The 20,763-nt window shown below is 64.7% G+C and carries 25 protein-coding genes and 1 tRNA gene; 20 read left to right on the top strand and 6 right to left on the bottom strand.

Annotated elements, in window-relative coordinates:
• Nucleotides 1–15: 15 nt before the first annotated feature.
• Nucleotides 16–903, bottom strand: a complete 888-nt coding sequence (locus tag IEX41_RS03390) for a LysR substrate-binding domain-containing protein (RefSeq protein ID WP_188788768.1) — start codon at nucleotides 901–903, stop codon at nucleotides 16–18.
• Nucleotides 904–1,068: 165 nt separating this feature from the next.
• Here IEX41_RS03390 and IEX41_RS03385 point away from each other — a divergent pair, with 165 nt between their 5' ends.
• Together IEX41_RS03385 and IEX41_RS03380 are read left to right on the top strand one after the other, a co-directional pair.
• Entirely contained in the window at nucleotides 1,069–2,310 is a 1,242-nt protein-coding gene (locus tag IEX41_RS03385; protein ID WP_229672908.1) for an aromatic ring-hydroxylating oxygenase subunit alpha, read from the top strand.
• A 1-nt stretch (nucleotide 2,311) separates the two neighbouring features.
• The gene (locus tag IEX41_RS03380; protein WP_188788766.1) at nucleotides 2,312–3,364 is read left to right on the top strand and encodes an FAD-binding oxidoreductase; all 1,053 of its coding nucleotides are present in this window, start codon (nucleotides 2,312–2,314) and stop codon (nucleotides 3,362–3,364) included.
• Nucleotides 3,365–3,382: 18 nt separating this feature from the next.
• Here the strand turns inward: IEX41_RS03380 and IEX41_RS03375 are convergent, their stop codons facing one another.
• The gene (locus IEX41_RS03375; protein WP_188788764.1) at nucleotides 3,383–3,592 is read right to left on the bottom strand and encodes a sugar transferase; all 210 of its coding nucleotides are present in this window, start codon (nucleotides 3,590–3,592) and stop codon (nucleotides 3,383–3,385) included.
• Between the two features lie 234 nt (nucleotides 3,593–3,826).
• Nucleotides 3,827–4,597, bottom strand: a complete 771-nt coding sequence (locus IEX41_RS03370; RefSeq protein ID WP_188788762.1) for a polysaccharide deacetylase family protein — start codon at nucleotides 4,595–4,597, stop codon at nucleotides 3,827–3,829.
• A gap of 116 nt (nucleotides 4,598–4,713) precedes the next feature.
• Between IEX41_RS03370 and IEX41_RS03365 the strand changes: the two genes are divergently transcribed.
• Together IEX41_RS03365 and IEX41_RS03360 are read left to right on the top strand one after the other, a co-directional pair.
• Entirely contained in the window at nucleotides 4,714–5,283 is a 570-nt protein-coding gene (locus tag IEX41_RS03365) for a sulfotransferase (RefSeq protein ID WP_188788760.1), read from the top strand.
• A complete protein-coding gene (locus IEX41_RS03360; protein WP_188788758.1) occupies nucleotides 5,280–5,504 on the top strand; it encodes a hypothetical protein in 225 nt (74 codons plus the stop codon). Before IEX41_RS03365 ends, IEX41_RS03360 begins: the two co-directional genes overlap by 4 nt.
• Before the next feature lie 675 nt (nucleotides 5,505–6,179).
• On the opposite strand, the gene IEX41_RS03355 is transcribed toward IEX41_RS03360, so the two are convergent.
• Nucleotides 6,180–6,254 (bottom strand) — tRNA-Thr (locus IEX41_RS03355).
• A gap of 197 nt (nucleotides 6,255–6,451) precedes the next feature.
• Here IEX41_RS03355 and IEX41_RS03350 point away from each other — a divergent pair.
• From IEX41_RS03350 to IEX41_RS03290, 13 genes are all read left to right on the top strand, one after another.
• Complete coding sequence (locus IEX41_RS03350) at nucleotides 6,452–6,631, top strand: hypothetical protein (protein ID WP_188788756.1); 180 nt, start codon at nucleotides 6,452–6,454, stop codon at nucleotides 6,629–6,631.
• A gap of 6 nt (nucleotides 6,632–6,637) precedes the next feature.
• Nucleotides 6,638–7,909, top strand: a complete 1,272-nt coding sequence (gene murA / locus IEX41_RS03345; RefSeq protein WP_188788754.1) for a UDP-N-acetylglucosamine 1-carboxyvinyltransferase — start codon at nucleotides 6,638–6,640, stop codon at nucleotides 7,907–7,909.
• On the top strand, nucleotides 7,906–8,370 hold the full coding sequence (locus IEX41_RS03340) for a DUF2948 family protein (protein ID WP_188788752.1): 465 nt from the start codon (nucleotides 7,906–7,908) through the stop codon (nucleotides 8,368–8,370). The genes murA and IEX41_RS03340 overlap by 4 nt, the downstream gene beginning before the upstream one ends.
• A 257-nt stretch (nucleotides 8,371–8,627) precedes the next feature.
• A complete protein-coding gene (gene hisD / locus IEX41_RS03335; protein ID WP_188788750.1) occupies nucleotides 8,628–9,929 on the top strand; it encodes a histidinol dehydrogenase in 1,302 nt (433 codons plus the stop codon).
• 319 nt (nucleotides 9,930–10,248) lie between these two features.
• On the top strand, nucleotides 10,249–10,728 hold the full coding sequence (locus tag IEX41_RS03330) for a UPF0262 family protein (protein WP_188788748.1): 480 nt from the start codon (nucleotides 10,249–10,251) through the stop codon (nucleotides 10,726–10,728).
• A 5-nt stretch (nucleotides 10,729–10,733) separates the two neighbouring features.
• Entirely contained in the window at nucleotides 10,734–11,180 is a 447-nt protein-coding gene (locus tag IEX41_RS03325; protein WP_188788746.1) for an arsenate-mycothiol transferase ArsC, read from the top strand.
• Nucleotides 11,177–11,581 (top strand): ketosteroid isomerase-related protein, encoded by a 405-nt coding sequence (locus IEX41_RS03320; protein WP_188788745.1) that lies wholly within the window; start codon nucleotides 11,177–11,179, stop codon nucleotides 11,579–11,581. The genes IEX41_RS03325 and IEX41_RS03320 overlap by 4 nt, the downstream gene beginning before the upstream one ends.
• Nucleotides 11,581–12,162 (top strand): GNAT family N-acetyltransferase, encoded by a 582-nt coding sequence (locus IEX41_RS03315; RefSeq protein ID WP_188788743.1) that lies wholly within the window; start codon nucleotides 11,581–11,583, stop codon nucleotides 12,160–12,162. Before IEX41_RS03320 ends, IEX41_RS03315 begins: the two co-directional genes overlap by 1 nt.
• Nucleotides 12,163–12,263: 101 nt before the next feature.
• Entirely contained in the window at nucleotides 12,264–13,148 is an 885-nt protein-coding gene (locus tag IEX41_RS03310; protein WP_188788740.1) for a carbon-nitrogen hydrolase family protein, read from the top strand.
• A gap of 123 nt (nucleotides 13,149–13,271) precedes the next feature.
• Nucleotides 13,272–13,490, top strand: a complete 219-nt coding sequence (infA, locus tag IEX41_RS03305) for a translation initiation factor IF-1 (protein ID WP_007792573.1) — start codon at nucleotides 13,272–13,274, stop codon at nucleotides 13,488–13,490.
• Between the two features lie 69 nt (nucleotides 13,491–13,559).
• Complete coding sequence (locus tag IEX41_RS03300; RefSeq protein ID WP_188788738.1) at nucleotides 13,560–14,150, top strand: Maf family protein; 591 nt, start codon at nucleotides 13,560–13,562, stop codon at nucleotides 14,148–14,150.
• Nucleotides 14,147–15,163: a ribonuclease E/G gene (locus IEX41_RS03295; RefSeq protein WP_188788736.1), complete on the top strand. Its 1,017-nt coding sequence runs from the start codon at nucleotides 14,147–14,149 to the stop codon at nucleotides 15,161–15,163. The genes IEX41_RS03300 and IEX41_RS03295 overlap by 4 nt, the downstream gene beginning before the upstream one ends.
• On the top strand, nucleotides 15,160–15,348 hold the full coding sequence (locus IEX41_RS03290; RefSeq protein ID WP_188788734.1) for a DNA gyrase inhibitor YacG: 189 nt from the start codon (nucleotides 15,160–15,162) through the stop codon (nucleotides 15,346–15,348). The genes IEX41_RS03295 and IEX41_RS03290 overlap by 4 nt, the downstream gene beginning before the upstream one ends.
• A gap of 211 nt (nucleotides 15,349–15,559) precedes the next feature.
• Here the strand turns inward: IEX41_RS03290 and IEX41_RS03285 are convergent, their stop codons facing one another.
• Nucleotides 15,560–16,528 (bottom strand): zinc ABC transporter substrate-binding protein, encoded by a 969-nt coding sequence (locus IEX41_RS03285; protein WP_188788732.1) that lies wholly within the window; start codon nucleotides 16,526–16,528, stop codon nucleotides 15,560–15,562.
• Between the two features lie 110 nt (nucleotides 16,529–16,638).
• On the opposite strand from IEX41_RS03285, the gene IEX41_RS03280 reads away from it, so the two are divergent.
• Genes IEX41_RS03280 through IEX41_RS03270 form a run of 3 tightly spaced genes read left to right on the top strand, consistent with a single transcriptional unit; the run spans nucleotide 16,639 to nucleotide 18,698 of the window.
• Nucleotides 16,639–17,118, top strand: coding sequence for a transcriptional repressor (locus tag IEX41_RS03280; RefSeq protein WP_188788730.1), 480 nt, complete (start codon nucleotides 16,639–16,641; stop codon nucleotides 17,116–17,118).
• Entirely contained in the window at nucleotides 17,115–17,909 is a 795-nt protein-coding gene (locus IEX41_RS03275) for an ATP-binding cassette domain-containing protein (protein WP_188788728.1), read from the top strand. The genes IEX41_RS03280 and IEX41_RS03275 overlap by 4 nt, the downstream gene beginning before the upstream one ends.
• The gene (locus IEX41_RS03270; protein ID WP_188788726.1) at nucleotides 17,910–18,698 is read left to right on the top strand and encodes a metal ABC transporter permease; all 789 of its coding nucleotides are present in this window, start codon (nucleotides 17,910–17,912) and stop codon (nucleotides 18,696–18,698) included.
• Nucleotides 18,699–18,709: 11 nt separating this feature from the next.
• On the opposite strand, the gene IEX41_RS03265 is transcribed toward IEX41_RS03270, so the two are convergent.
• On the bottom strand, nucleotides 18,710–20,716 hold the full coding sequence (locus IEX41_RS03265; RefSeq protein WP_188788724.1) for a methyl-accepting chemotaxis protein: 2,007 nt from the start codon (nucleotides 20,714–20,716) through the stop codon (nucleotides 18,710–18,712).
• Nucleotides 20,717–20,763 lie beyond the last annotated feature (47 nt).

Genomic DNA, 20,763 nt, shown 5'->3' with positions numbered 1-20,763 from the left:
GCGGCGGCGGAAGCGTCAGGCCCCTTCGGCTTCGGAGGCCAGCCAGTCGCAGAGCAGCATCGCCTTGTCCGAGGCGTGGGGATGCACGCGGATGTAGAAATCCGAGGGCGAGGCGATTTCCTCGTCGACCAACGGCACCAGCCGCCCCGAGGCGATATGATCCTGCACCAGCTCGGTCCAGCCGAGCACCGCGCCCATGCCGTCCTGCGCCGCCTGCAGCGCCACCACGTAGTTGTTCACGGAGTAGCCTCGCCCGCGCGGCAGGCTGAGCCCGAGCGCGGCAAACCAGTCGCGCCAGCCGGTCCAGCCTGTCTCCTCTTCGTTGAGGTGGATGAGCGGGCCGCGCATCAGGTCCTCGAGGGCGGTGATGCCCTTTTCTTCGGCAAAGTGCGGGCTGCCCACCGCCTGGATGCGCCCCTGGAACAGCAGGCGGCAGTCCTCGGACGAATCGAGCGGGCCGTATTCGATGCTCAGATCGCAGCGCTGATCGGCAACGGCGGCGTCGCTGACCATCTGCGCCACGGTGACATCGGGATGGACCTTCCAGAACGCCGCCAGCCGCGGGGTTAGCCACAACGAGCTTACGGCGGTCGAGGCGCGCACCGTCACGTCGGGGCTGTCGGGACCGGCGCGCAGGTGGCTCAGCGCCTCAGAGATGGTCTCGAACCCGCGTTGCACCGCCAGAAGCAGCCAGGCCCCGCTTTCGGTCAGCTCCACGCCGCGGTGGTGGCGGCGGAACAGCGGCACGCCCAGCTCGAACTCCAGCGCCTTGATGCGGTGCGATACGGCGGCGGGCGTGACGTTCAGTTCCTGCGCCGCTGTTTTAAAACTCTGCTGGCGCGCGGCGGCCTCGAAGCAGGAGAGCGCGGCAAGGGGCGGCATGTCGTAGGGGCGTTTGGGCATAGCCTGAGTAATGACCTTTTTTCGGGGTGTGTGCTCGGCCATGGGGCAGAGTGATAACCTGACTTAATTGAAATAACCCAAGCGTGAGATTTTTTGCAATTGCCAGCGTACGGCATGATGGATGATCTGGCCGAAATCCGCGCTCTAGTCAGGGAGTCTGCCACCGTGGAAACCCAAGCCTCCGTCTCCGATCTTCTGGCCCGTCGCAAGGCCGGTCATTCGCTGGAACAACCCTTCTATACCTCGCCGGAGATCTTCGCGCTCGACATGAGCAGGATCTTCTACCGCGAATGGCTGTTCGCCATTCCGTCGGCGGTCCTGCCGAAGGCGGGCAGCTATGTGGTGCACAAAATCGGCACCTATAGCATGATCATCGTAAAGGGGCAGGATGGCGTGATCCGTGCCTTCCACAACTCGTGCCGCCACCGCGGTTCGGTGCTGTGCAAGACCGCGCAGGGCCACGTCCCCAAGCTGGTCTGCCCCTACCACCAGTGGACTTACGAGCTGGATGGCCGTCTGCTCTATGCTCGTGACATGGGGGCCGATTTCGACCCGGCCGATCATGGGCTGAAGCCGATCCACTGCCGCTCCGTTGCCGGCCTCGTCTACATCTGCCTCGCCGACGAGGCGCCTGATTTCGACGAGTTCGCCAAGACCGCCGAGCCCTACCTTGCAGTGCATGACCTGGCCGATGCCAAGGTCGCCATGCAGACCACCATCGTGGAAAAGGGCAATTGGAAGCTGGTGTGGGAAAACAACCGCGAATGCTACCACTGCACCGGCAACCACCCGGCGCTGTGCCGGTCCTTCCCGCTGGACCCCGACGCCACTGGTGTGCGCGTGGATGGCAGCATGTCGCCCAGCTTGCAGGCGCATTTCGAACGGCTCGAGGCGGCGGGCACCCCGTCGAAGTTCGTACTGGGAGGTGACGGGCAGTACCGTCTTGCGCGGATGCCGCTGCAGGAAAAGGCGCTGAGCTACACCATGGACCTCAAGCCGGCGGTGTCCAAGAACCTTGGCCGCGTGCCGATGCAGGACGCGGGCACGTTGCTCAAGTTCCACTATCCCACCACCTGGAACCACTTCCTGCCGGATCACTCGATCACCTTCCGCGTGACCCCGATCAGCCCCACCGAAACCGAGGTGACCACCACCTGGCTGGTCAACAAGGACGCCGTGGAAGGCGTGGATTACGACCTGCAACGCCTGACCGAGGTCTGGCTTGCCACCAATGACGAGGATCGCGAAGTGGTCGAGAACAACCAGGAAGGCATCAATTCGCCCGCCTACCGCCCCGGTCCCTATTCCCAGATGCAGGAATCCGGCGTGATCCAGTTCGTCGACTGGTATTGCGAGACCCTTGGCCGCGCCCTCGAGCCGCAACTCAAGACCGTGGCAGCCGAATAACATGGCGGCGCATCACTACTGGACCGACAGCGAAACCCTCGAGTGCGTCTCCGTGCTCGAGGAAGTTCCCAACACCGCCACCTTCTGCTTCCGCGCGCCCTCGGGGGCCCTGTTCGATTACGAGCCGGGCCAGTTCGTCACCCTGGAACTGCCGGTTCCGGGCGGGCCGCTCTACCGGACCTACACGATCTCGTCCTCGCCCTCGCGACCGCTGTCGCTGACCGTTACGGTCAAGGCGCAGCCGGGATCGCTCGGCACGCGCTGGATGCTTGATCATCTTCGCCCCGGCATGAAGATCAACGCCATGGGGCCGGGCGGCAGCTTCACCAACAAGGGTGATCCGTCGAAGAAATACCTGTTCATCTCGGCGGGCTCGGGAATCACCCCGATGATGTCGATGACCACGCATCTTTACGACCGTGGCGATGACGTGGACGTGGTCTTCGTCAACTGCGCCCGCCGCCCGTCCGAGATCATCTTCCGCGAGCGGCTCGAGCACATGGCAAGCCGCGTGCCGGGCATTGAGCTGCGCTGGGTGGTCGAGGACAAGGACCCGTTCAAGCCGTGGACCGGCTACCAGGGCATGCTCAACCAGCTCATGCTGGGCCTGATGGCGCCCGACTACCTCGAGCGTGATGTGTTCTGCTGCGGCCCCGAGCCGTTCATGACCGCCGTGCGCGAGGCTCTGGCCGGCCTTGGCTACGACATGGAGAAGTACTCGCAGGAGAGCTTCCACGCCCCGGTGCAGGATGCCGAGGATGTCCCCGAGGATTCGCTTCCCGAAGAGGGCGCCACCTCCGAGATCCGCTTCGCGCTGTCCGACAAGATCGAAAAATGCGCCGAGACCGATACGGTTCTGGGGGTTGCACGCAACGCCGGGCTCAACATCCCGTCTGGTTGCACCTTCGGCGTCTGCGGCACCTGCAAGGTCCGCAAGACCAAGGGCGAGGTGCACATGGTCCACAACGGTGGCATCACCGAAGAGGACATCGCCGAGGGTTACATCCTTGCTTGCTGTTCGCACCCCATGGGCGCGGTCGAGGTCGAGGCCTGAGACAAGCTTTGCGCGGCGTCAGCAGGCGCCGCGCAACGTCATCAGCACCTTGATGATGCGCAAGATGACCAACAGGTCGAGGCGCGGTGAGGCCTTCCGCAAATAGATCACGTCCATGGCAATACTGCGCCGGTAGGATACGTCACTGGGTCCGCAAACCTGCCATAACCTGGACAGCCCGGGTCGTACCGCCTCGTAGAAGGCACAGTAGCGGCCATAGAGGCACAACTCTGCAGACCTTTACATTTCCAGAGGCATGTTGCGGGACGACTCGTCCAGCAAGTGTTGAAAAGCGCAGTGCGCAAACAGGTTTCAGAAAATAGTGTCCCAGCGTTTATCTTATGCCTGCGCTGATTTCACACAGGCTTCATATTCGCTCCAGTGAATTCAAAGCATGCAGTTGAGATGATGCGAACAGGGCTGTCCTGCAACGGCGTTTCTTTGGCGGCTGCAATGCGGCAGTCAGGGCCGTCTGGATCGGCCCGGGAAACAGCGCTTCACGAGCTCGGCGGTGGTGACCACCGAGACCCCATGCTCGGCACACCGGTTCAGGAGTGTTTCCAGCTGCTTTGGGGTGCAGTCATAGGGGCTGGGCGACGGCGTCACCGCATGGCTGAACAGCATCGCAGCACCGCCGTCGCGGGCCAGCCTGTCGATCAGCTGCAGCGCGTCCTGCGCGGTGCCTTGGTCAAATGGCGCGGCAGGCAGCAGCGCAAGGTCCGCCTCGCCGCCCTGTAGCAAACCCGGCCGCACGCCGCGACAGCTGTCGAAATGGGCACCGCACAAGGCCTTCCCGCGCGGAGCGATGCGACCGAACGGATAGGCGAAGTTGCGCGCCGGTCTCAGGCCCATGGCCTCGAAGGCGCGGGCGTTGGCATCGATGTCCGCGCGGATGGCCGTCCGGCTGTGCTTGCTGTAGTCGATATGGGCATAGCCGTGACAGCCGATCTCGTGGCCCTCGCCGACAAGTGCAACGAGGTCTTCGTGCGTGGCGCAAGGCCAGCCGGTATCGGTCCGGCTCAGTCCGGCTGAGACGTAGAAGGTGGCGTTTGCGCCATGTGCACTCAATAACTCTGCGCCGATATGGGCAGTGGATTGCGGTACGTCATCGAACCCCAGCGCCAGTAGTGGACCGGACGCGGAGACCGGCTGCATGCGACGGAACGCCCTGCGCGCAAGATAACCCGCAGCGGCATTGCGAAAGCGGTCGGGAAGGGCTCTGAGCGGTGTCATGGCGGCGTGGCGATCCTGGTGGTCATGGGTGGAGCATGGGGCGGGCTTGTGGCCTGGGCGCTGCAGCGTTTGGTTTGCGCACGTCGCGTCGTGAACCATCTAGGGCAGGAATGGCAATGGCCTACAAGGGCTTGTCGATCGCAAAGCGGCTCATCCAGTCGGCGCTGCGCCCGCTGGGGTACAAGTTCGTGCAGGCCGAGGCATATGAGGCACGGATGGGGGCATTGCCGCGCACGAACACCGGCTTTTCCAAGCTGTTATGCATTGGTTTCAACAAGACCGCCACCACCACACTGAAACAGGTGCTGTGCGACCGCGGTGGCGGATGCCCAAGCAGCTGGAACAGGAAGAGATCCTCGAACTGGTGCCGGACAACGGCACCTACGCCCGCCGGTGTGACTTCTGCGATGATTTCGACGCCTTCCAGGACATGCCGCTTTCACAAGGCTCGCTTTATGTGGCCTGCGATGCGCCGTTCCCCGGGGGCTCGGTTCATCCTGACGGTGCGCGACCCCGAGGCATGGTTGGACAGCTACATCCACTTCTGCCGCGGGCAATTTGGCCTAGAGGACGTGCAGCGTTCCAATCAGGCGGTGTTCGCTGACCTCCTGCTGTATCTGCGCAAGGGATACGTGCACGAGGTGTTCTTGCGCCTTCTGTGGAAGATCAGGCGGGCCAGCCGGTGACGCAGTGGGACCTGGCCGTCTACAGGGACGTCTTGTTGTCGCTCTACAAGCGGCGCAGCGCGCTAGTGCGCGACCATTTCCACCATCGCCCCGAGGCCCTGCTTGAGTTTGACCCGGCGCGAGAGGGCGGCACCGGACCGCTGCTGCGGTTTCGCGGGATCGGCGGTATTGCGCCGGGTCCATACCCTCGTGCCAACACCGGCGCGCCGGTCATGGGCTGAGCGCTGCCGGGGGCTGTTCCCGGCGCAGTCCATTCCCAGCCCGTTCGCCTGCGCGGTGGCAAGGTCCTCACGGGCCACACCTGCAACCCGCCGCTGCTGTGGCAGGGGAGCGGCTGGGAGGATCTGCGATTTGATGCCGCCTCTGGGCGCAGCGGTGGTGATGACACTATCTTCTTCGGTGCGCTACTGGCCCGCGGTGCCCGCTTTGTGGTGACGCCAAAGCCCATCGTGCGTGAAGAGACCGCACCGTTGCGGCTATCCTTCCGCTGGCTGGCGCGCGACTGTTCCGCTTGGGTCAGACTTGCGGCGAGACGGCGCAGGGGCACTGCGACCGCGTGGCGCGGCTGATTCTGGCGGGGGCGAGGTGGCAGCCTGCGCGGGAGGCGCGATTCTGACCGCCGGGGTGGCGGACAAGCGGATGCGCTAGATCATGCGGGGACTCATGCACGCCGGGGCCTGCGCGGGCTGCCTCGCGCACCCAAGAGCGCAGCTTTACGGAAAACACCGACTAAGCCTGCCTGAGGAGGTGGCGACACCGGACCAGCGATACAGCTTTTTCTCTGCAAAACAGGAAAACACGAACCGACGCGTGAGAATGAATAGGACGGATACCGCGCAATTCAAAGCCGCGAGGCGCTGTGTTCTACCGTGTGGCGTTTGAAGGGAAGAAGTGAATGGTGCTGCTGGACAGGATTGAACTGTCGACCTCTCCCTTACCAAGGGAGTGCTCTACCACTGAGCTACAGCAGCACTGTTTTCACTAGCAATTCCGCCGTGTCTTACCCGATCTTCCTTGCGATGCAAGGGGTCTTCTGGGCTGGGCGGCGGAGCTGCCCGACACCGTCTGGCGCTGTGTGCCATCTGGTGTGGGCGGGTCTCTAAACGCTCTTTTCGGGGGGCGCAAGCCCAATCTGGACGGTTTTTTTCCGCTGCTTTAAGAAAGGTGCATGGAGCGCAAGACAGGCAGCACTAAATCCGGCAAGAACGACCGGGACGCACGGCTCAAGGCCGCGCTGAAAAGCAACATGGCCCGCCGCAAGGCACAGGCGAAGGCACGCGCCTCCGGCAGGGCCACTGAAAATAACGCATCGGATTCGTCCGAAACGAGCAGCGACAAGAAGGACTAGCAGGACATGGATTCCATCATCGTCACCGGGAACGGGCCGCTTTCCGGCCAGATCCCGATCGCGGGCGCAAAGAACGCGTGCCTCACCCTCATGCCCGCGACTCTGCTGTCGGACGAGCCGCTGACGCTGACCAACGCGCCGCGCCTGTCGGATATCCGCACCATGACGCAGCTGCTGCAGTCGTTGGGTGCCGAGGTGCAGGCGCTGCAGGACGGTCAGGTGCTGGCGCTTTCCAGCCATAATCTGACCTCGACCCGTGCCGAGTATGACATCGTGCGCAAGATGCGCGCCTCGATCCTAGTGCTGGGGCCGCTGCTGGCGCGCTTTGGCGAGGCAGAGGTGTCGCTGCCCGGCGGCTGCGCCATCGGAGCCCGCCCCGTGGACCTGCACCTGCGCGCGCTCGAGGCGATGGGCGCCGAGCTTGACCTGCGTGAAGGCTATGTCCACGCCAAGGCCCCGGCTGGCGGGCTGACGGGCGGGATCGTCGAGTTTCCGCTGGTCAGCGTGGGCGCCACCGAGAACGCGCTGATGGCAGCGACGCTTGCCAATGGCAGCACGGTTCTGAAGAACGCCGCGCGCGAGCCCGAGATCGTCGACCTAGCACAATGCCTGCGCAAGATGGGGGCCCAGATCGAGGGCGAGGGAACTGACACCATCGAGATCCAGGGCGTCGAGCGCCTTGGCGGGGCCACCCACCGCGTGGTCACCGACCGGATCGAGCTGGGCACCTACATGCTGGCCCCGGCGATTTGCGGCGGCGAGGTGGAGTGCCTCGGGGGCCGGATCGACCTGCTGGCTGCCTTCTGCGAAAAGCTCGACGCGGCAGGCATCTCGGTCGAGGAAACCGACGCCGGGCTGAAGGTCGCCCGCAAGAACGGACGTCTCTCTGCGGTCGATGTGACCACCGAGCCGTTCCCCGGCTTCCCCACTGACCTGCAGGCCCAGATGATGGCCGTGCTCTGCACTGCCGAGGGCACCAGCGTGCTCGAGGAAAAAATCTTTGAAAACCGCTTCATGCACGCGCCCGAACTGATGCGCATGGGCGCGAAGATCGACGTCTCCGGTGGCACTGCCCGGGTGACCGGGGTCGAGCGGCTGAAGGGCGCGCCCGTGATGGCCACCGATCTGCGCGCCTCGGTGTCGCTGATCCTTGCGGGGCTTGCCGCCGAGGGCGAGACGATGGTGAGTCGCGTCTATCACCTCGACCGGGGGTATGAACACGTCGTCCGCAAGCTCGAGGGCGTGGGCGCGAAGATTCAGAGGGTGAAGGGCGAATGAGCGACGCACGCTTCGAAGATGCCAGCGGCGGGCCGCTGAACCTCGGGGCGATGGACCCTGACGACCTGCAAGTGCTTTCGGCGCTGCTTCAGGATGCGGTGCTGACCGTGGCCGATATCTCGTGGCAAAAGCGCAAGCGGCGGCTGGCACTGCTGGTCAACCGGTTGCGCCGCGAGGACGGGGTACATGTCTCTCCGCCCGAGCGGGTGCGCAGTCTCGTGACGGTGGAGAATGTACTGGGCGTCGCGGGGCAGGGGATCGACCCGGCAAACCGCGACTCGGTGCTCTCGGTGCTTTCGGTGGATTTCGAGCCGGGCGAGGACGGAGCGGGCTTTGTCGTCTTTACCCTTGCCGGGGATGGTGCCCTGCGCGCCGAGGTCGAGGCGCTCGAGCTTGGCCTGCGCGACGTGACACGACCTTACGGCGCGGTGTCAGGCCATCTGCCGGACCACGGATCCTGACGCTGACCGGGGGAGGGGGCTCTGCCCCCGTCTCCGGCGGAGACTCCCCCGGCGTATTTTGAAAGAGAAGAAAGGCAGGGGCGCGCTCGACACCCCACCGCGGCCCCCCTGATTGCTCTGGCTTCAAGTATCCCACGCGGGAGGCAGGCTGATCCCGGCGGCCGGGTGCCGTGCCCGGCGCGGCGCGAGAAACCTGCAACCCTTGCGGGGGCGGGGGGCGCGGCTTATGACCGGGCCAGCTTTTTGAAGGAACACTGATGCCCGTCTTTCTAGATACCAGCGACGCCGATTTCGAGCTGTCCTTCTCGCAGCTGCTGACCGCCAAGCGCGAGGACAGCCCTGACGTCGACGACACGGTGGCCGCGATCATCGCCGATGTGCGCGCACGGGGCGATGCCGCACTCGTGGAGCTGACCGCGAAGTTCGACCGGCTTGAGCTGGAGCCATCAGGGCTGCGTTTCACGCCCGAGGAAATCGAGGCCCATTGTGCATCGGTCCCGGCCAACGAGCGGGCCGCGCTGGAAATCGCGGCTGAGCGCATTCGGGCCTATCACGTCCGGCAGATGCCGGACAATGCGCTATGGACCGATCCGGATGGTGCCACGCTCGGCTGGCGCTGGGGCGCGGTTGCGGCGGCAGGGCTTTACGTTCCCGGCGGGCTGGCCAGCTACCCTTCCTCGGTACTGATGAACGCCATTCCCGCGAAGGTGGCCGGGGTCGAACGGCTCTGCATCACCGTGCCGACCCCCGATGGCGTGGTGAACCCCCTCGTACTTCTGGCCGCTCGCATCGCCGGGGTTGACGAAATCTATCGCCTCGGCGGCGCGCAGGCCATCGCCGCGCTGGCCTATGGCACCGAAACCGTGGCCCCCGTCGACAAGATCACCGGGCCGGGCAACGCCTTCGTGGCAGCGGCCAAGCGCCGGGTGTTCGGCAAGGTTGGTATCGACATGATCGCCGGCCCGTCCGAAATCCTCGTCATCGCGGACGGCGACAACGATCCCGAGTTCGTCGCTCTCGACCTGCTTAGTCAGGCCGAGCATGACGAAAGCGCGCAATCCATCCTCGTGACAACCGACGCCGCCTTCGGCAAGGCCGTCTGCGCCGAGATCGACCGCCTTCTGACCGAGCTTGACCGTGGCCCCATCGCAGGGGCAAGCTGGCGTGATTACGGCGCAGTTATCGTGGTGCGCGACCTCGACGAGGCGGCACTGCTGTCGGACCGGGTGGCGCCAGAGCACCTCGAGCTGTGCGTCGCGGATCCGCTGGCCCTGTCGAAAAAGATCCGCCACGCGGGGGCGATCTTCCTCGGGCAGTGGACGCCGGAGGCCATCGGCGATTACGTCGGTGGGCCGAACCATGTTCTGCCCACGGCGCGCTCCGCACGGTTCTCGTCGGGGCTGTCGGTGCTCGACTTCCTCAAGCGCACCACGCTGGCGCAGATGACCCCGCAGGCGCTGCGGGCCATCGGCCCCGCCGCAGAGACGCTGGCCGCCTCCGAAAGCCTGCAGGCGCACGGCCTGAGCGTCACCGCCCGGCTGCGCAAGCTTAACGACTGAGGGGCCGCAGGCTAGGGGGCTTGCCGTCCCGAGCCATGGCGCAGAGGTAGACCGTCGCCGCTGTCGGCCAAGCATCCGCGTAGGCGCGCGACCGATGGACGACACGCTGCGGTCTGCGCTTTGGCCAGTCTTGGGGTGATGGAGGTGGCGAAGGCCTGACCCTCGGCCGGAATAATTGCGGCTTGAAGATGTATCGGCGCGATTCCTGTGATCATCCAGCAGCCGGCAGCCGGAAAAACAGCAGCCCACGAACACGCTCGCATTGCGGCAGGAGGGGCGCCGCGCTACTCCTATGGGCGCCCCCGGAGGAGCTATGCCCATGAGCCACATCGCGCAAATCGAGCTCGACGACGCCAACCTGCCGCCTCCCACGCCGGAGATCGAACAGGAGCGCCGCGTCGCCATGTTCGACCTGATGGAAGAGAACAGCTTCGAGCTGCCGCAGCGCGACGAGCGCGAGGTGCCTGCCGGGCCCTACCGCCTTGGCCTGGCAATCCGTGACAAGCGGCTGGTCTTCGATATTGCCACCGAAGCGGGGGAGCCGGCAGCGCAGTTCCTGCTGTCGCTGTCGCCCTTCCGACAGGTGGTCCGCGACTACTTCCAGATCTGCAAGAGCTACTTCGACGCAGTGAAATCCGCCGCCCCCTCCCAGATCGAGACCATCGACATGGCCCGGCGCGGCATCCACAACGAGGGCGCGCGCATCCTGCAGGAACGGCTCGAGGGCAAGGCGGTGGTCGACACCGACACCGCACGGCGGCTCTTCACCCTCATCTGCGTGCTGCATTACGGGGGCTGACAGTCGTGCAGAACCTGCCGCAATCGGTGCTTTTCTGCTGCGATCACAACGCAGTCCGCTCGCCCATGGCCGAGGGCATCATGAAGAAGCTCTACGGCTTCGACACCTATGTCCAGTCCGTGGGCGTGGTGAACGACCTCGACGTGGACGGCTTTGCCATCGCCGTCTGCCGCGAAATCGGGGTGGAGCTCGACAAGCACCAGTCCCGCAGCTTCGAGGACCTTGAGGAGATGGGCGAGACGCTCTCGGGCTTCGACGTCATCATCGCCATGTCCCCCGCCTCGCAGCGCGCGGCGCTGGACCTCACCCGGTTCTATCACTTGACGGTCGAATATTGGCCGATCATGGATCCCACCGGGCTCGGGGAAACCCGCGAGACCAAATTGAACGCATACCGGCAGACCCGCGACCAGATCCGCGAGCGCCTCAAGGAGAAATGGGGAGACAGATGAGCCGAGACACCATCAGGGCCTACTTCGAGGCCTTCAACGCGGACGACACGGACGCCATGCTCGACTGCCTGCACCCGGACGTGGCCCACCACGTCAACGAGGGCAACATCCGCGTCGGCAAGGTGAAATTCGCCGAATTCTGTGCCCACATGTCGCACTGCTATCGCGAAAACCTGACGGACATGGTGATCTTCGCCTCGGAGGACGGCACCCGCGCCGCTGCTGAATACACCGTGAACGGCACCTACCTTGCTACCGACGAAGGCCTGCCCGAGGCCAATGGCCAGACCTACCGCCTGCCAGCTGGCTCGTTCTTTTCGCTCGAAGGGGGCAGAATCACCCGCGTGGTGACCTACTACAATCTCTCGGACTGGATCGCCCAGGTGTCGAAGGCCGCCTGATGCGGGTTGAGGTTCTCACTGGCGCGGCGCTCGATGCCGCGCTTGATGACGTGGCAGGGCTGCGCATCGCGGTGTTCCGCGACTGGCCCTATCTCTACGATGGCGATTTGGCCTACGAACGCGATTACCTCGAGGTCTACCGCACCAGTCCCGGTGCGGTGCTGGTGGGCGCGTTCGCCGGCACCCGCCTCGTGGGCGCGGCCACCGGCACTCCCATGGAGGACCACGCCAGCGATTTCGCCGAGGCATTCGCTGGCTCCGGGCTCGAGCTCTCCACGATCTTCTACAACGCCGAATCCGTGCTGCTGCCCGAATACCGGGGGCAGGGGATCGGGCACCGCTTTTTCGACCTGCGCGAAGCCCATGCCCGCGACCTGGGGCGCACCCATGCCGCCTTCTGTGGTGTGCAGCGCCCGATGGATCATCCGGCGCGCCCCGCCTCTTACCGCCCGCTCGATGCCTTCTGGCGCAAGCGCGGCTACGAAAAGCTGGATGGCGCCGTCGCCCATTTCCACTGGAAGGATGTCGGGGACAGCGAACAAACCGACCACCCCCTGCAATTCTGGATCCGCCGCCTCTGACCCCACTCCACGCCCGCCCCTTCTCTCTTGAAAAATACGCCGGGGGAGTCCCGTAGGGACTGGGGCAGAGCCCCCTCCGGCCCCAGCCGAAAGCGCCACCGATGAAACTCGCCGCCGCCGCCTATCCCATGAGCTTCCTCGAAAGCTGGGACGCTTATGTGCGCAAACTCACGGACTGGGTCGAAGACGGAAAGGCGCAGGGTGCGGACCTGCTGGTGTTCCCCGAATACGGCGCCATGGAGCTGGCCACGCTGGCGGGCCGCCCCACGGCGAGGGATCTGCAGGCTTCTCTGCAGGCCGTTTCCGATCTCGTGCCGAAAGCTGATGCGCTCCACGCCGAGCTTGCGCGGAAACACGGGCTGCACATCCTCGCCGCTTCGGCGCCGGTCTACGATGACACGCTCGGGACGCTGCCGGTAAATCGCGCCCGCTTCTTCGCGCCCTCGGGCGACATGGGCGTACAGGACAAGCAGATCATGACCCGGTTCGAACGTGAGGAGTGGGGCGTTGCCGGGGGCGGGCCGCTGACGGTCTTCGACACGTCGCTTGGCAAGATCGGCATTTTGATCTGTTACGACAGTGAGTACCCGCTGCTGGCGCGGGCGATGATGAACGCGGACCTCATCCTCGTGCCCTCCTGTACCGAGGCCGAACACGGGTACCACCGGGTGCGGATCGGAGCGATGGCCCGGGCACTGGAGCAGCAGTGCGTCACCGTCATGGCCTCGACCGTGGGCGATTGCGACTGGTCCGAGGCGGTGGACACCAATTGCGGCATGGGCGGCATTTTCGGCCCGCCGGATACCGGTTTTCCGGCCAATGGGGTGCTGGCGGAAGGCGTTCTGAACCGGCCCGGCTGGACCATCGCGGAACTCGATCTTGACGCGGTGGCGCGGGTCCGCGAGGATGGAGTCGTGCTCAACCGCACCCATTGGGACGAACAGACCGGGCGTGACGCGCCCGCGGCGCTGCGGCCCTTCAGCTGATGCGACGGCCTGCCGCGATTTTCGGGGCGGGCGTCCATATCCTACTTGAAAAAGCTTCCGATTGAGCGCATATGCTCGGTTGTTCCGCGGATTCAGAGCGGAATGGCAATGAACGGAGTGACCATGGCCAAGGAAGACATTCTCGAATTCCCCGGCGTCGTCAAGGAACTCCTGCCCAACGCGACATTCCGGGTCGAGCTCGAGAACGGCCATGAGATCATCGCGCATACGGCAGGGAAAATGCGGAAAAACCGCATTCGTGTTCTGGCTGGCGACCGCGTACAGGTGGAAATGACCCCCTACGACCTGACCAAGGGTCGGATCAACTATCGCTTCAAGTAAGCATCGCATGCGTTTGTATTCGCTGCATGAAACCGTGCGGCGGGTCCGCACGTGACCGGGGGTGACGATATGCCCGCGGTCCCGAGCCTGATCCTCGGATCCGGCAGCCCCCGCAGGCGCGAGCTGATCGCGCAGCTTGGGGTGATCCCGGCCGGGATCCAATCCCCGGACATCGACGAAGACCCCCGCCGTGGTGAGTTGCCGCGCCCCTATTGCGCGCGTCTCGCCCGTGAGAAGGCAGAGGCGATAGACGCCGGGCCGGATGACATCGTGCTGTCCGCCGACACCACCGTGGCGCTTGGTCGCCGCATCCTCGGCAAGCCTGAGGATGAAAAGCAGGCCGCCGAATTCCTTCTCGCGCTTTCGGGTCGTCGTCACCGGGTGATCACCGCCGTGGCCGTCCGCCGTGGCGCGCGCATCTGGGAACGGGACGTGGTTACGCAGGTGCAGATGAAGAACCTGTCCAACGAAGAGCTGAACGCCTATCTCGCCTCAGGCGACTGGCGCGGCAAGGCGGGGGGCTACGGCATTCAGGGCGCGGCAAGCGCCTTCATCCCGTGGATCAACGGCAGCTTCACCGCCGTCGTGGGCCTTCCCATGGCGGAGACCGCCAACCTGCTGATCGCGGCGGGCTATCCCCTTTACAAGGATCTGTCATGAAGGGTTCCACCATCGCGCTCGACACCGTCGGCGAGGCCGAGGCGGCAGCGCTGATTGTCGACGGGCGGCTGCATGATCTGCTGATCGACAGCGACGCGCCGCGTCCGGGCACCATCTACCGCGCCCACGCGCTGCGCCCCATGAAGGGGCAGGGCGGCATGTTCCTCCAGACCCCGGATGGCAACGCATTCCTGCGGCAGGTCAAGGGCGTTGCTCCCGGCGACGCGCTGCTGGTGCAGGTCACTGGCCATGCAGAGCCGGGCAAAGCGATCCCGGTCACCACGCGCATCCTTTTCAAGTCGCGCTATGCCATTGTCACCCCCGGCGCGCCGGGCATCAACATCTCGCGCCGGATCAAGGATGACGATCTGCGCGACGAGCTGATGCTCGTGGCCAAGGAGGTCATGGAAGGTGAGCACGGCCTGATCCTGCGCTCTTCCTGTGAAGGTGCTGACCCGGAGCACATCGCCGAAGACATTGCCGCCATGGCGCAGCTTGCGGCTCAGGTCATGGCCGATGGGTCGGGCGAGCCGGAGATGCTGGTGCAGGGCGATGGCCCGCACGAACTGGCCTGGCGCGAATGGCCCGCGACCGAGGTCGATGGCGAACCGGGAAGCTTCGACCGCCACGGCGTACTGGATGAGCTCGAGGCGTTGCGTAGCCCCGAGGTGCCGCTGCCTGGGTCCGGCTCCATGTGCATCGAGCCGACCCGAGCGCTGGTGGCGGTGGATGTGAACACCGGGGGCGACACCTCGCCTGCGGCGGGACTCAAGGCCAATATCGCCGCTCTGCGCGAACTGCCCCGGCAGCTGCGGCTGCGCGGCCTTGGCGGCATGATCCTCGTGGATGCAGCGCCCGCGCCCAAGAAGGACCGCCGCCAGATGGAGCAGGTGCTGCGCGCCGCGCTCAAGCTCGATGACACCGAGACGGTGCTGGCAGGCTGGACCCAGCTGGGCCTCATGGAATTGCAGCGCAAGCGCGAACGGGTGCCGCTGCGCGAGGTGCTGCGATGAGCTGTCCGATCTGCGCGAAGGAAACGGTAAAGGAGTACCGTCCGTTCTGTTCGCGACGCTGTGCCGACGTGGATCTGTCGAAATGGGTTTCCGGTGAATATGCCGTACCCTCAACTGATCCCGAGGACATCGAAGAAGCCATAGACGCGGCGGAGCGTGCGGCTCGCGAGGGCAAGCCGCACTGATTTCCTGTCCCGGCGGCCGCCCTTGCGGGCGTCTTCGGGAGCCACACTTCGGGGCGGCAATGCGCGAGATCTGCCCCCTTGAGGCCAAGGGCCTCATCCCCCCGGAAAATTTTCGGCACGACGAGACTGAGGGGGGCAGACGGCGGAAGCGGCGTCCCGGGTCGATATGGTGTGAAGCGCGGCGGCAGCTTTTGAGCGCCGCGCCAAGGTGTCAGTTGGCGCAAGTGGCGATGCGCTGTGCCAGGTCGGTAACGAGGGCGGGGTACAGCCCTGCGCCCAGCTCCAGCTTCGTGCCGAGCGGATCGAGCTCTGCCACGGGCAGGCCTGTGCCCTCGGTCACCGTCTCAAGCAGGCGCGGGTCGAACTGGGGCTCGGCGAAAGCGCAGGCAATCTCCGCATCTTCGATCCGGTCGCGCAGCGCGTCGAGCTGGGCGGGGCTGGGAGCGGAGGCATCCGACAGTCGCAGAGCGCCGAGCACTTCGAGCCCGAACGTGGTTTCGAAATATTGGTAGGCGTCGTGGAAGACCACGTAGTGCTGCCCATGGGCGACTTTCAGGCTGTCGTTGGCGTTGGCTACAGCGTCCTCGATGTCGGCGCGCGCTTGCTCTGCATTTTGGCTATAAGTGTCTGCATTTTCCGGGTCGGCCTCGGTGAGCGCATCCGCGATGGGTTGCAGCCAAGCGATCGCGTTCTCCGGGGAGAGCCAGACGTGAGGGTCCTCCGTGCCGTGGTGTTCATGATCGTGACCGTGACCGTGGCCGTCCGAATGGGCTTCGGCATGATCGTGATCATCGTGATCATCGTGATCATGCTGGTCATCGCTTTGCGTGGCGAAGATCACATCCTTGCGCATGGGGAGCATAGACGTCACGTCCAGCTCGCCAAGCGTGACCTGCTGCGCGCCTTCCGCGATCGTGTTGATCTTGTCCTCGAGGCCCGGCGCTAGGTTGGGACCGATCCAGAAGACAAGATCTGCATCTTGCAGGTTCCGCGCCTCGGATGGAGACATGGCATGATCATGTGGTGAGGCGCCTTGGGGAATCAGGAGCTCGGGGCTGCCAAGTTTGCCCATGACCGCAGCCACGAGCGATTGCACCGGGGCAATGTCGGCAACGGTTCGCGGAACCTCAGCGATGCTGGGGGTGGCCAACAGCAGCGCGGGAAGGAGGGGTCTCAACATGGCGTGTCCTGTTATGTTATAACGAATCGCCACTTGATAGCGCCGCTGATATAACATATCAACCCTGAAACTCGGGGTCCGACGATCCCCGCCGGATACGGAGGCTCATGATGACAGCGAGCGGATTCGATACCCACGATCACGGGCACTGCATGGCGCAAGCGCTTCAGACGGCCGAGGAGACCTGTGCCCGAAAGGGGCTGCAGCTCACGGCGCAGCGTCGCCGTGTGCTGGAGATCCTGCTGCGTGAGCACCGTGCCATGGGCGCTTACGACCTTCTTGACGTTTTGCGCGCGGACGGCTTGGGGGCGCAGCCGCCGACGGTATACCGGGCGCTGGATTTCCTTGTGGGGCATGGGTTTGCGCATAAGCTCGAGCGGCTCAATGCGTTTATTGCCTGCGCCCATCCCGGCGAACGGCACGCGCCGTCCTTCCTGATCTGCAAGAGCTGTGGCCTCGTGGCCGAGATGCCATCGGAGGGGATCTCGCAGGCGGTGATGACGGCTGCTGGCGGACTTGATTTCGTGGTGGATCGGGCCGTCGTCGAAGCAGAGGGGACCTGTCGCAGCTGTCGCGGGGCCGCCGCATGAGCACGCGCTCCGCTTTGATCGAAGCCTCCGGGTTGAGAGTTTCCCTGGGCGGCCGTCCGGTTTTGCAGGGGGTGGATTTCAGTGTGGGTCCCGAGGAAATCGTAACGATCGTCGGGCCGAACGGGTCGGGAAAATCGACGCTGTTGCGCACAATGATCGGTGCGGTCCGGCCCGAGGCTGGGCACGTGAGGCGCCAAGCGGGGTTGCGGCTTGGGTATGTGCCGCAGAAGCTGGCGCTGGATCCGACGCTGCCGCTGGACGTGATGCGGTTCCTGTCGCTGCCGAGGCGGATTTCGGCTGCGGAGCGCCGGAGGGCGCTGGAAGACGCCGGGGCAGGGCAACTTGGGGATCGCCCATTGGCTGGTCTGTCGGGCGGGCAACTGCAGCGCGTGGTCCTTGCGCGGGCGCTTTTGGAGCGACCCCAGGTGCTGCTTCTCGATGAGCCGACACAGGGGCTTGATCAGCCGGGATCCGCCGCATTCTACCGGCAGATCGAGCATATCCGGTCACGGCTTGGCTGCGCGGTCGTCATGGTCAGCCACGAGCTGCACGTGGTGATGAGCGCTTCGGATCGTGTGGTTTGCCTGAACGGGCACGTCTGTTGCGAGGGGCGTCCCGAGGCTGTGGCCCAGGCTGCAGAATACAGGGCGCTGTTCGGGACCGGGACCAATGGCGCACTGGCGCTCTATCGGCACGAACACAGTCACGTGCATGATCCGGGATGCAGCCATGACCACCATCCCCATTCCCATGCGCGGACCGAACCCGCCACCGCTGCCGAGGGGCGCTGAATGCTGGACGATTTCCTGGTGAGGGCGGCCCTCGCGGGTCTTGGCCTGTCGCTTGCGGCAGCGCCACTTGGCTGTTTCGTGGCCTGGAGGCGCATGGCGTATTTCGGCGATGCGACGGCTCATGCGGCGATCCTTGGGGTGGCGCTGTCGTTGGCCTTTGCGCTTCCAATCAGCCTCGGCACCATGGTGGTGGCGTTGCTCATGGCTCTGACGGTAGGGGCCTTGTCGGAGCGCGGACTTGCCATGGATACGCTGCTGGGCGTGATGGCGCATAGCGCACTAGCATTTGGTCTGGTCGCTGTCACCTTCGTGGATGGTGTTCGTCTTGACCTTACCGCTTACCTCTTCGGTGACATCCTTGCCGTCACGCGAGACGACCTGGCGGTGATCTGGGGCGGTGCGGCGGCAGTGATCGCTCTGCTGGCGTGGCGCTGGCAGGCACTTTTGACATCGACCGTGTCTCCGGACCTTGCGTGGGCAAGCGGCATCGACCCGAGGCGAGAGCAGCGGATCCTGACGCTGGCACTGGCGCTGGCGGTCGCGGTGGCAATCAAGGTTGTCGGAGCGTTGCTGGTCAGTGCCATGCTTTTGATACCTGCCGCTGCGGCGCGGCCATTTGCGCGCAGTCCTGAAACCATGGTGTTGCTGACTGCCCTGATCGGCGCCCTGTCTGCGCTTGGGGGGCTTTGGGGCGCCTACCTGTTCGACACCCCGGCCGGCCCGTCCATGGTTTGCGCTGCCGCCATCTTCTTTGCGGTAACCGCAAGTCTTCGACGGGTGATGGGCTGAGCTGCTGCGTATCAACCGGTGAGCTTCAGCGGCGGCTCTGGCTGCACCGCGGCACTGACCCGGTCGCTGGTGGCGATCAGAGCTTCGACATTATGTGACAGTTTCGCGGTTGAGGCGGCAGTTTCTTCGAACATCGCGACGTTGTGTTGCGTTGCCACGTCAAGCTTGCCGACCGATGCGCTCAGATCGCGCAGCCCGCGCCCCTGTTTCTCCGTCGAGTGCGCCACGTCTTCCGAGATCCGTTCGACCGCGTCGACGAGCGCGGTGATGTCGGCAAAGCTGGTGCCGGCACGGGCCAGCTGTGCAGATCCGGCCTTGATCTCGTGATCGCTGATGGCAATCATCTCTTTAATCTCAGCGGCCGAGCTGGATGATTTCTGAGCCAGGGCGTGCACCTCTGCGGCGACCACGGCAAAGCCCTTGCCGGCCTCGCCTGCACGCGCGGCCTCCACTCCGGCATTGAGAGCCAGAAGGTTGGTCTGGAAGGCGATCTGTTCGATCATGTCCGTCACTCTCGAAATGCCAGACGATGATGCGACGATCCGATTCATCCCGGTGATGGCCTCGTCGAGTATGCCGCTCACCAAGCGAATCATTTCGGCCATCTTGGCGGTTTCCGAGCGCGATTCGCGCGCGGCGCCAGCCACCGAGTCCACGGAGGCGGAGAGCTGTTCCAGCGCGGCCGCGCTTCTTTCGAGCGTATTGGCCTGCTCCTCCGTGCGAGCCGACAGATCCTGGGCCGCGTGAGAAATGCTCGCCACTTCGTGGCTGATTGCCTCTGCGCGGCGTCTGACTTCGGACTGCAGCAGGGTTTGTTGGTCGATCAGGGCACGGGTGTTCTCGGCCTGCCGGCGATGGATGTCGGCATCTTTCGTGGCCTTGGCCGACATGTCCGCATTTTGCTCAAGCAGGGAGCGAAACGTCTCGCAGGCCTTCGCGATGGCGCCGATCTCGGTGTCAGAGACATGATGGTCTAGTTTGACGGAGACGTCACCTTTGGCAAGACGTGTGACGGCGTCCGAGATTGCGGTGGCCGGGCGTACGGCGGATATCTCAACCGTCCGCCGCACAAAGAGCGCGAGGCAGAGCAGGGCGACAACGACACCGACAGAGACCAGGAGCGTCATCCGCGCGCCCTGGGCCAACGTGTTCGTGAGGACATGCGCCTCTTGGGCACGGTCGCGGAGAATGCCTAGATCCAGGACCCTCAGAGCAGAGAGGGCAGCGGTATCATCCCATGCCTGCACATCGTCCATGGTCTCGCGGTTCGTGCCTGGGCGGTCCACGTCCCAGGCGCTGGTTGCCGCTGCATCGATGGCAACGAGCAGCTCTGACAGGCTGTCGATTGCTGCGGATTCCTCGGTGGTCAGCGTGTTGGCTTGATAGCGTTCGAGGATGCCTGCGGCGGTGGACAGCTGTTCCCGAAGCGTCTTGAAATCTTCTGACTGCTTACGGATCATGTAATCGAGTGCGCTGTCTATCACACCGCCAATACCCAACGTGCGGCGCAGTTCGATCATCAACAATAGCTTCTGCGTGCTGCCGCGTTCGCCGATCGGGCCGACAACCCGGTCCAGTGCCGCAAGGAGCGGGGCTGGGTCGGTGGCAATGTTCGCGTCGATATCTTCGGGCGGCGTTCGCGCGGCGTGCATGCGCTTGGCACGGGTGGCCATTTTTACGTATGCCTTGATTGAGGTTTCGATGGTGTCGAGGGCCTCTGCGTCGTCTTTCCCCGGCAACTCTGCCCGAAGCTTGTCGAGGATGGTGACAATCGCGCTTTGCCGCCGTTCCAGGCTATCAAGTGTGCTGCGCCCCCCACGCAAGACGTAGGTCTTGAAGTCGTGTATGAAGCCGCCGTAGCCCAGCTCTGCCAGCAATGCGCCCTGCAATTGCAGAACGGGATCGCTGGTCAATCGGTACTGCGCCCATGCTTTCTGGCCCTCGAGGGTGCGTGCATAGCTCAGGGCGGCGAGGCCCGTGAACGCAGTGGCAAGCGCAATGATGACCAGAAGGATCATCCGAGACATCCGCCGGAGAGGGAGCGGCGCGACGGATGAGGGTTTTA

It is taken from the genome of Salipiger pallidus, assembly GCF_014643635.1.
Lineage (GTDB): Bacteria > Pseudomonadota > Alphaproteobacteria > Rhodobacterales > Rhodobacteraceae > Salipiger > Salipiger pallidus.
The sequence above is the reverse complement of the archived record's forward strand: the minus strand, read 5'-3'. Positions and strand labels throughout refer to the sequence as shown.

Excerpts from the sequence above, each read along its gene's own strand:
- IEX41_RS03390 (WP_188788768.1), bottom strand. The coding sequence starts at position 903 with ATGCCCAAACGCCCCTACGACATGCCGCCCCTTGCCGCGCTCTCCTGC.
- IEX41_RS03380 (WP_188788766.1), top strand. The coding sequence starts at position 2,312 with ATGGCGGCGCATCACTACTGGACCGACAGCGAAACCCTCGAGTGCGTC.
- IEX41_RS03370 (WP_188788762.1), bottom strand. The coding sequence starts at position 4,597 with ATGACACCGCTCAGAGCCCTTCCCGACCGCTTTCGCAATGCCGCTGCG.
- IEX41_RS03365 (WP_188788760.1), top strand. The coding sequence starts at position 4,714 with ATGGCCTACAAGGGCTTGTCGATCGCAAAGCGGCTCATCCAGTCGGCG.
- IEX41_RS03350 (WP_188788756.1), top strand. The coding sequence starts at position 6,452 with ATGGAGCGCAAGACAGGCAGCACTAAATCCGGCAAGAACGACCGGGAC.
- murA (WP_188788754.1), top strand. The coding sequence starts at position 6,638 with ATGGATTCCATCATCGTCACCGGGAACGGGCCGCTTTCCGGCCAGATC.
- IEX41_RS03340 (WP_188788752.1), top strand. The coding sequence starts at position 7,906 with ATGAGCGACGCACGCTTCGAAGATGCCAGCGGCGGGCCGCTGAACCTC.
- hisD (WP_188788750.1), top strand. The coding sequence starts at position 8,628 with ATGCCCGTCTTTCTAGATACCAGCGACGCCGATTTCGAGCTGTCCTTC.
- IEX41_RS03330 (WP_188788748.1), top strand. The coding sequence starts at position 10,249 with ATGAGCCACATCGCGCAAATCGAGCTCGACGACGCCAACCTGCCGCCT.
- IEX41_RS03320 (WP_188788745.1), top strand. The coding sequence starts at position 11,177 with ATGAGCCGAGACACCATCAGGGCCTACTTCGAGGCCTTCAACGCGGAC.
- IEX41_RS03315 (WP_188788743.1), top strand. The coding sequence starts at position 11,581 with ATGCGGGTTGAGGTTCTCACTGGCGCGGCGCTCGATGCCGCGCTTGAT.
- IEX41_RS03310 (WP_188788740.1), top strand. The coding sequence starts at position 12,264 with ATGAAACTCGCCGCCGCCGCCTATCCCATGAGCTTCCTCGAAAGCTGG.
- infA (WP_007792573.1), top strand. The coding sequence starts at position 13,272 with ATGGCCAAGGAAGACATTCTCGAATTCCCCGGCGTCGTCAAGGAACTC.
- IEX41_RS03300 (WP_188788738.1), top strand. The coding sequence starts at position 13,560 with ATGCCCGCGGTCCCGAGCCTGATCCTCGGATCCGGCAGCCCCCGCAGG.
- IEX41_RS03295 (WP_188788736.1), top strand. The coding sequence starts at position 14,147 with ATGAAGGGTTCCACCATCGCGCTCGACACCGTCGGCGAGGCCGAGGCG.
- IEX41_RS03290 (WP_188788734.1), top strand. The coding sequence starts at position 15,160 with ATGAGCTGTCCGATCTGCGCGAAGGAAACGGTAAAGGAGTACCGTCCG.
- IEX41_RS03285 (WP_188788732.1), bottom strand. The coding sequence starts at position 16,528 with ATGTTGAGACCCCTCCTTCCCGCGCTGCTGTTGGCCACCCCCAGCATC.
- IEX41_RS03280 (WP_188788730.1), top strand. The coding sequence starts at position 16,639 with ATGACAGCGAGCGGATTCGATACCCACGATCACGGGCACTGCATGGCG.
- IEX41_RS03275 (WP_188788728.1), top strand. The coding sequence starts at position 17,115 with ATGAGCACGCGCTCCGCTTTGATCGAAGCCTCCGGGTTGAGAGTTTCC.
- IEX41_RS03270 (WP_188788726.1), top strand. The coding sequence starts at position 17,910 with ATGCTGGACGATTTCCTGGTGAGGGCGGCCCTCGCGGGTCTTGGCCTG.
- IEX41_RS03265 (WP_188788724.1), bottom strand. The coding sequence starts at position 20,716 with ATGATCCTTCTGGTCATCATTGCGCTTGCCACTGCGTTCACGGGCCTC.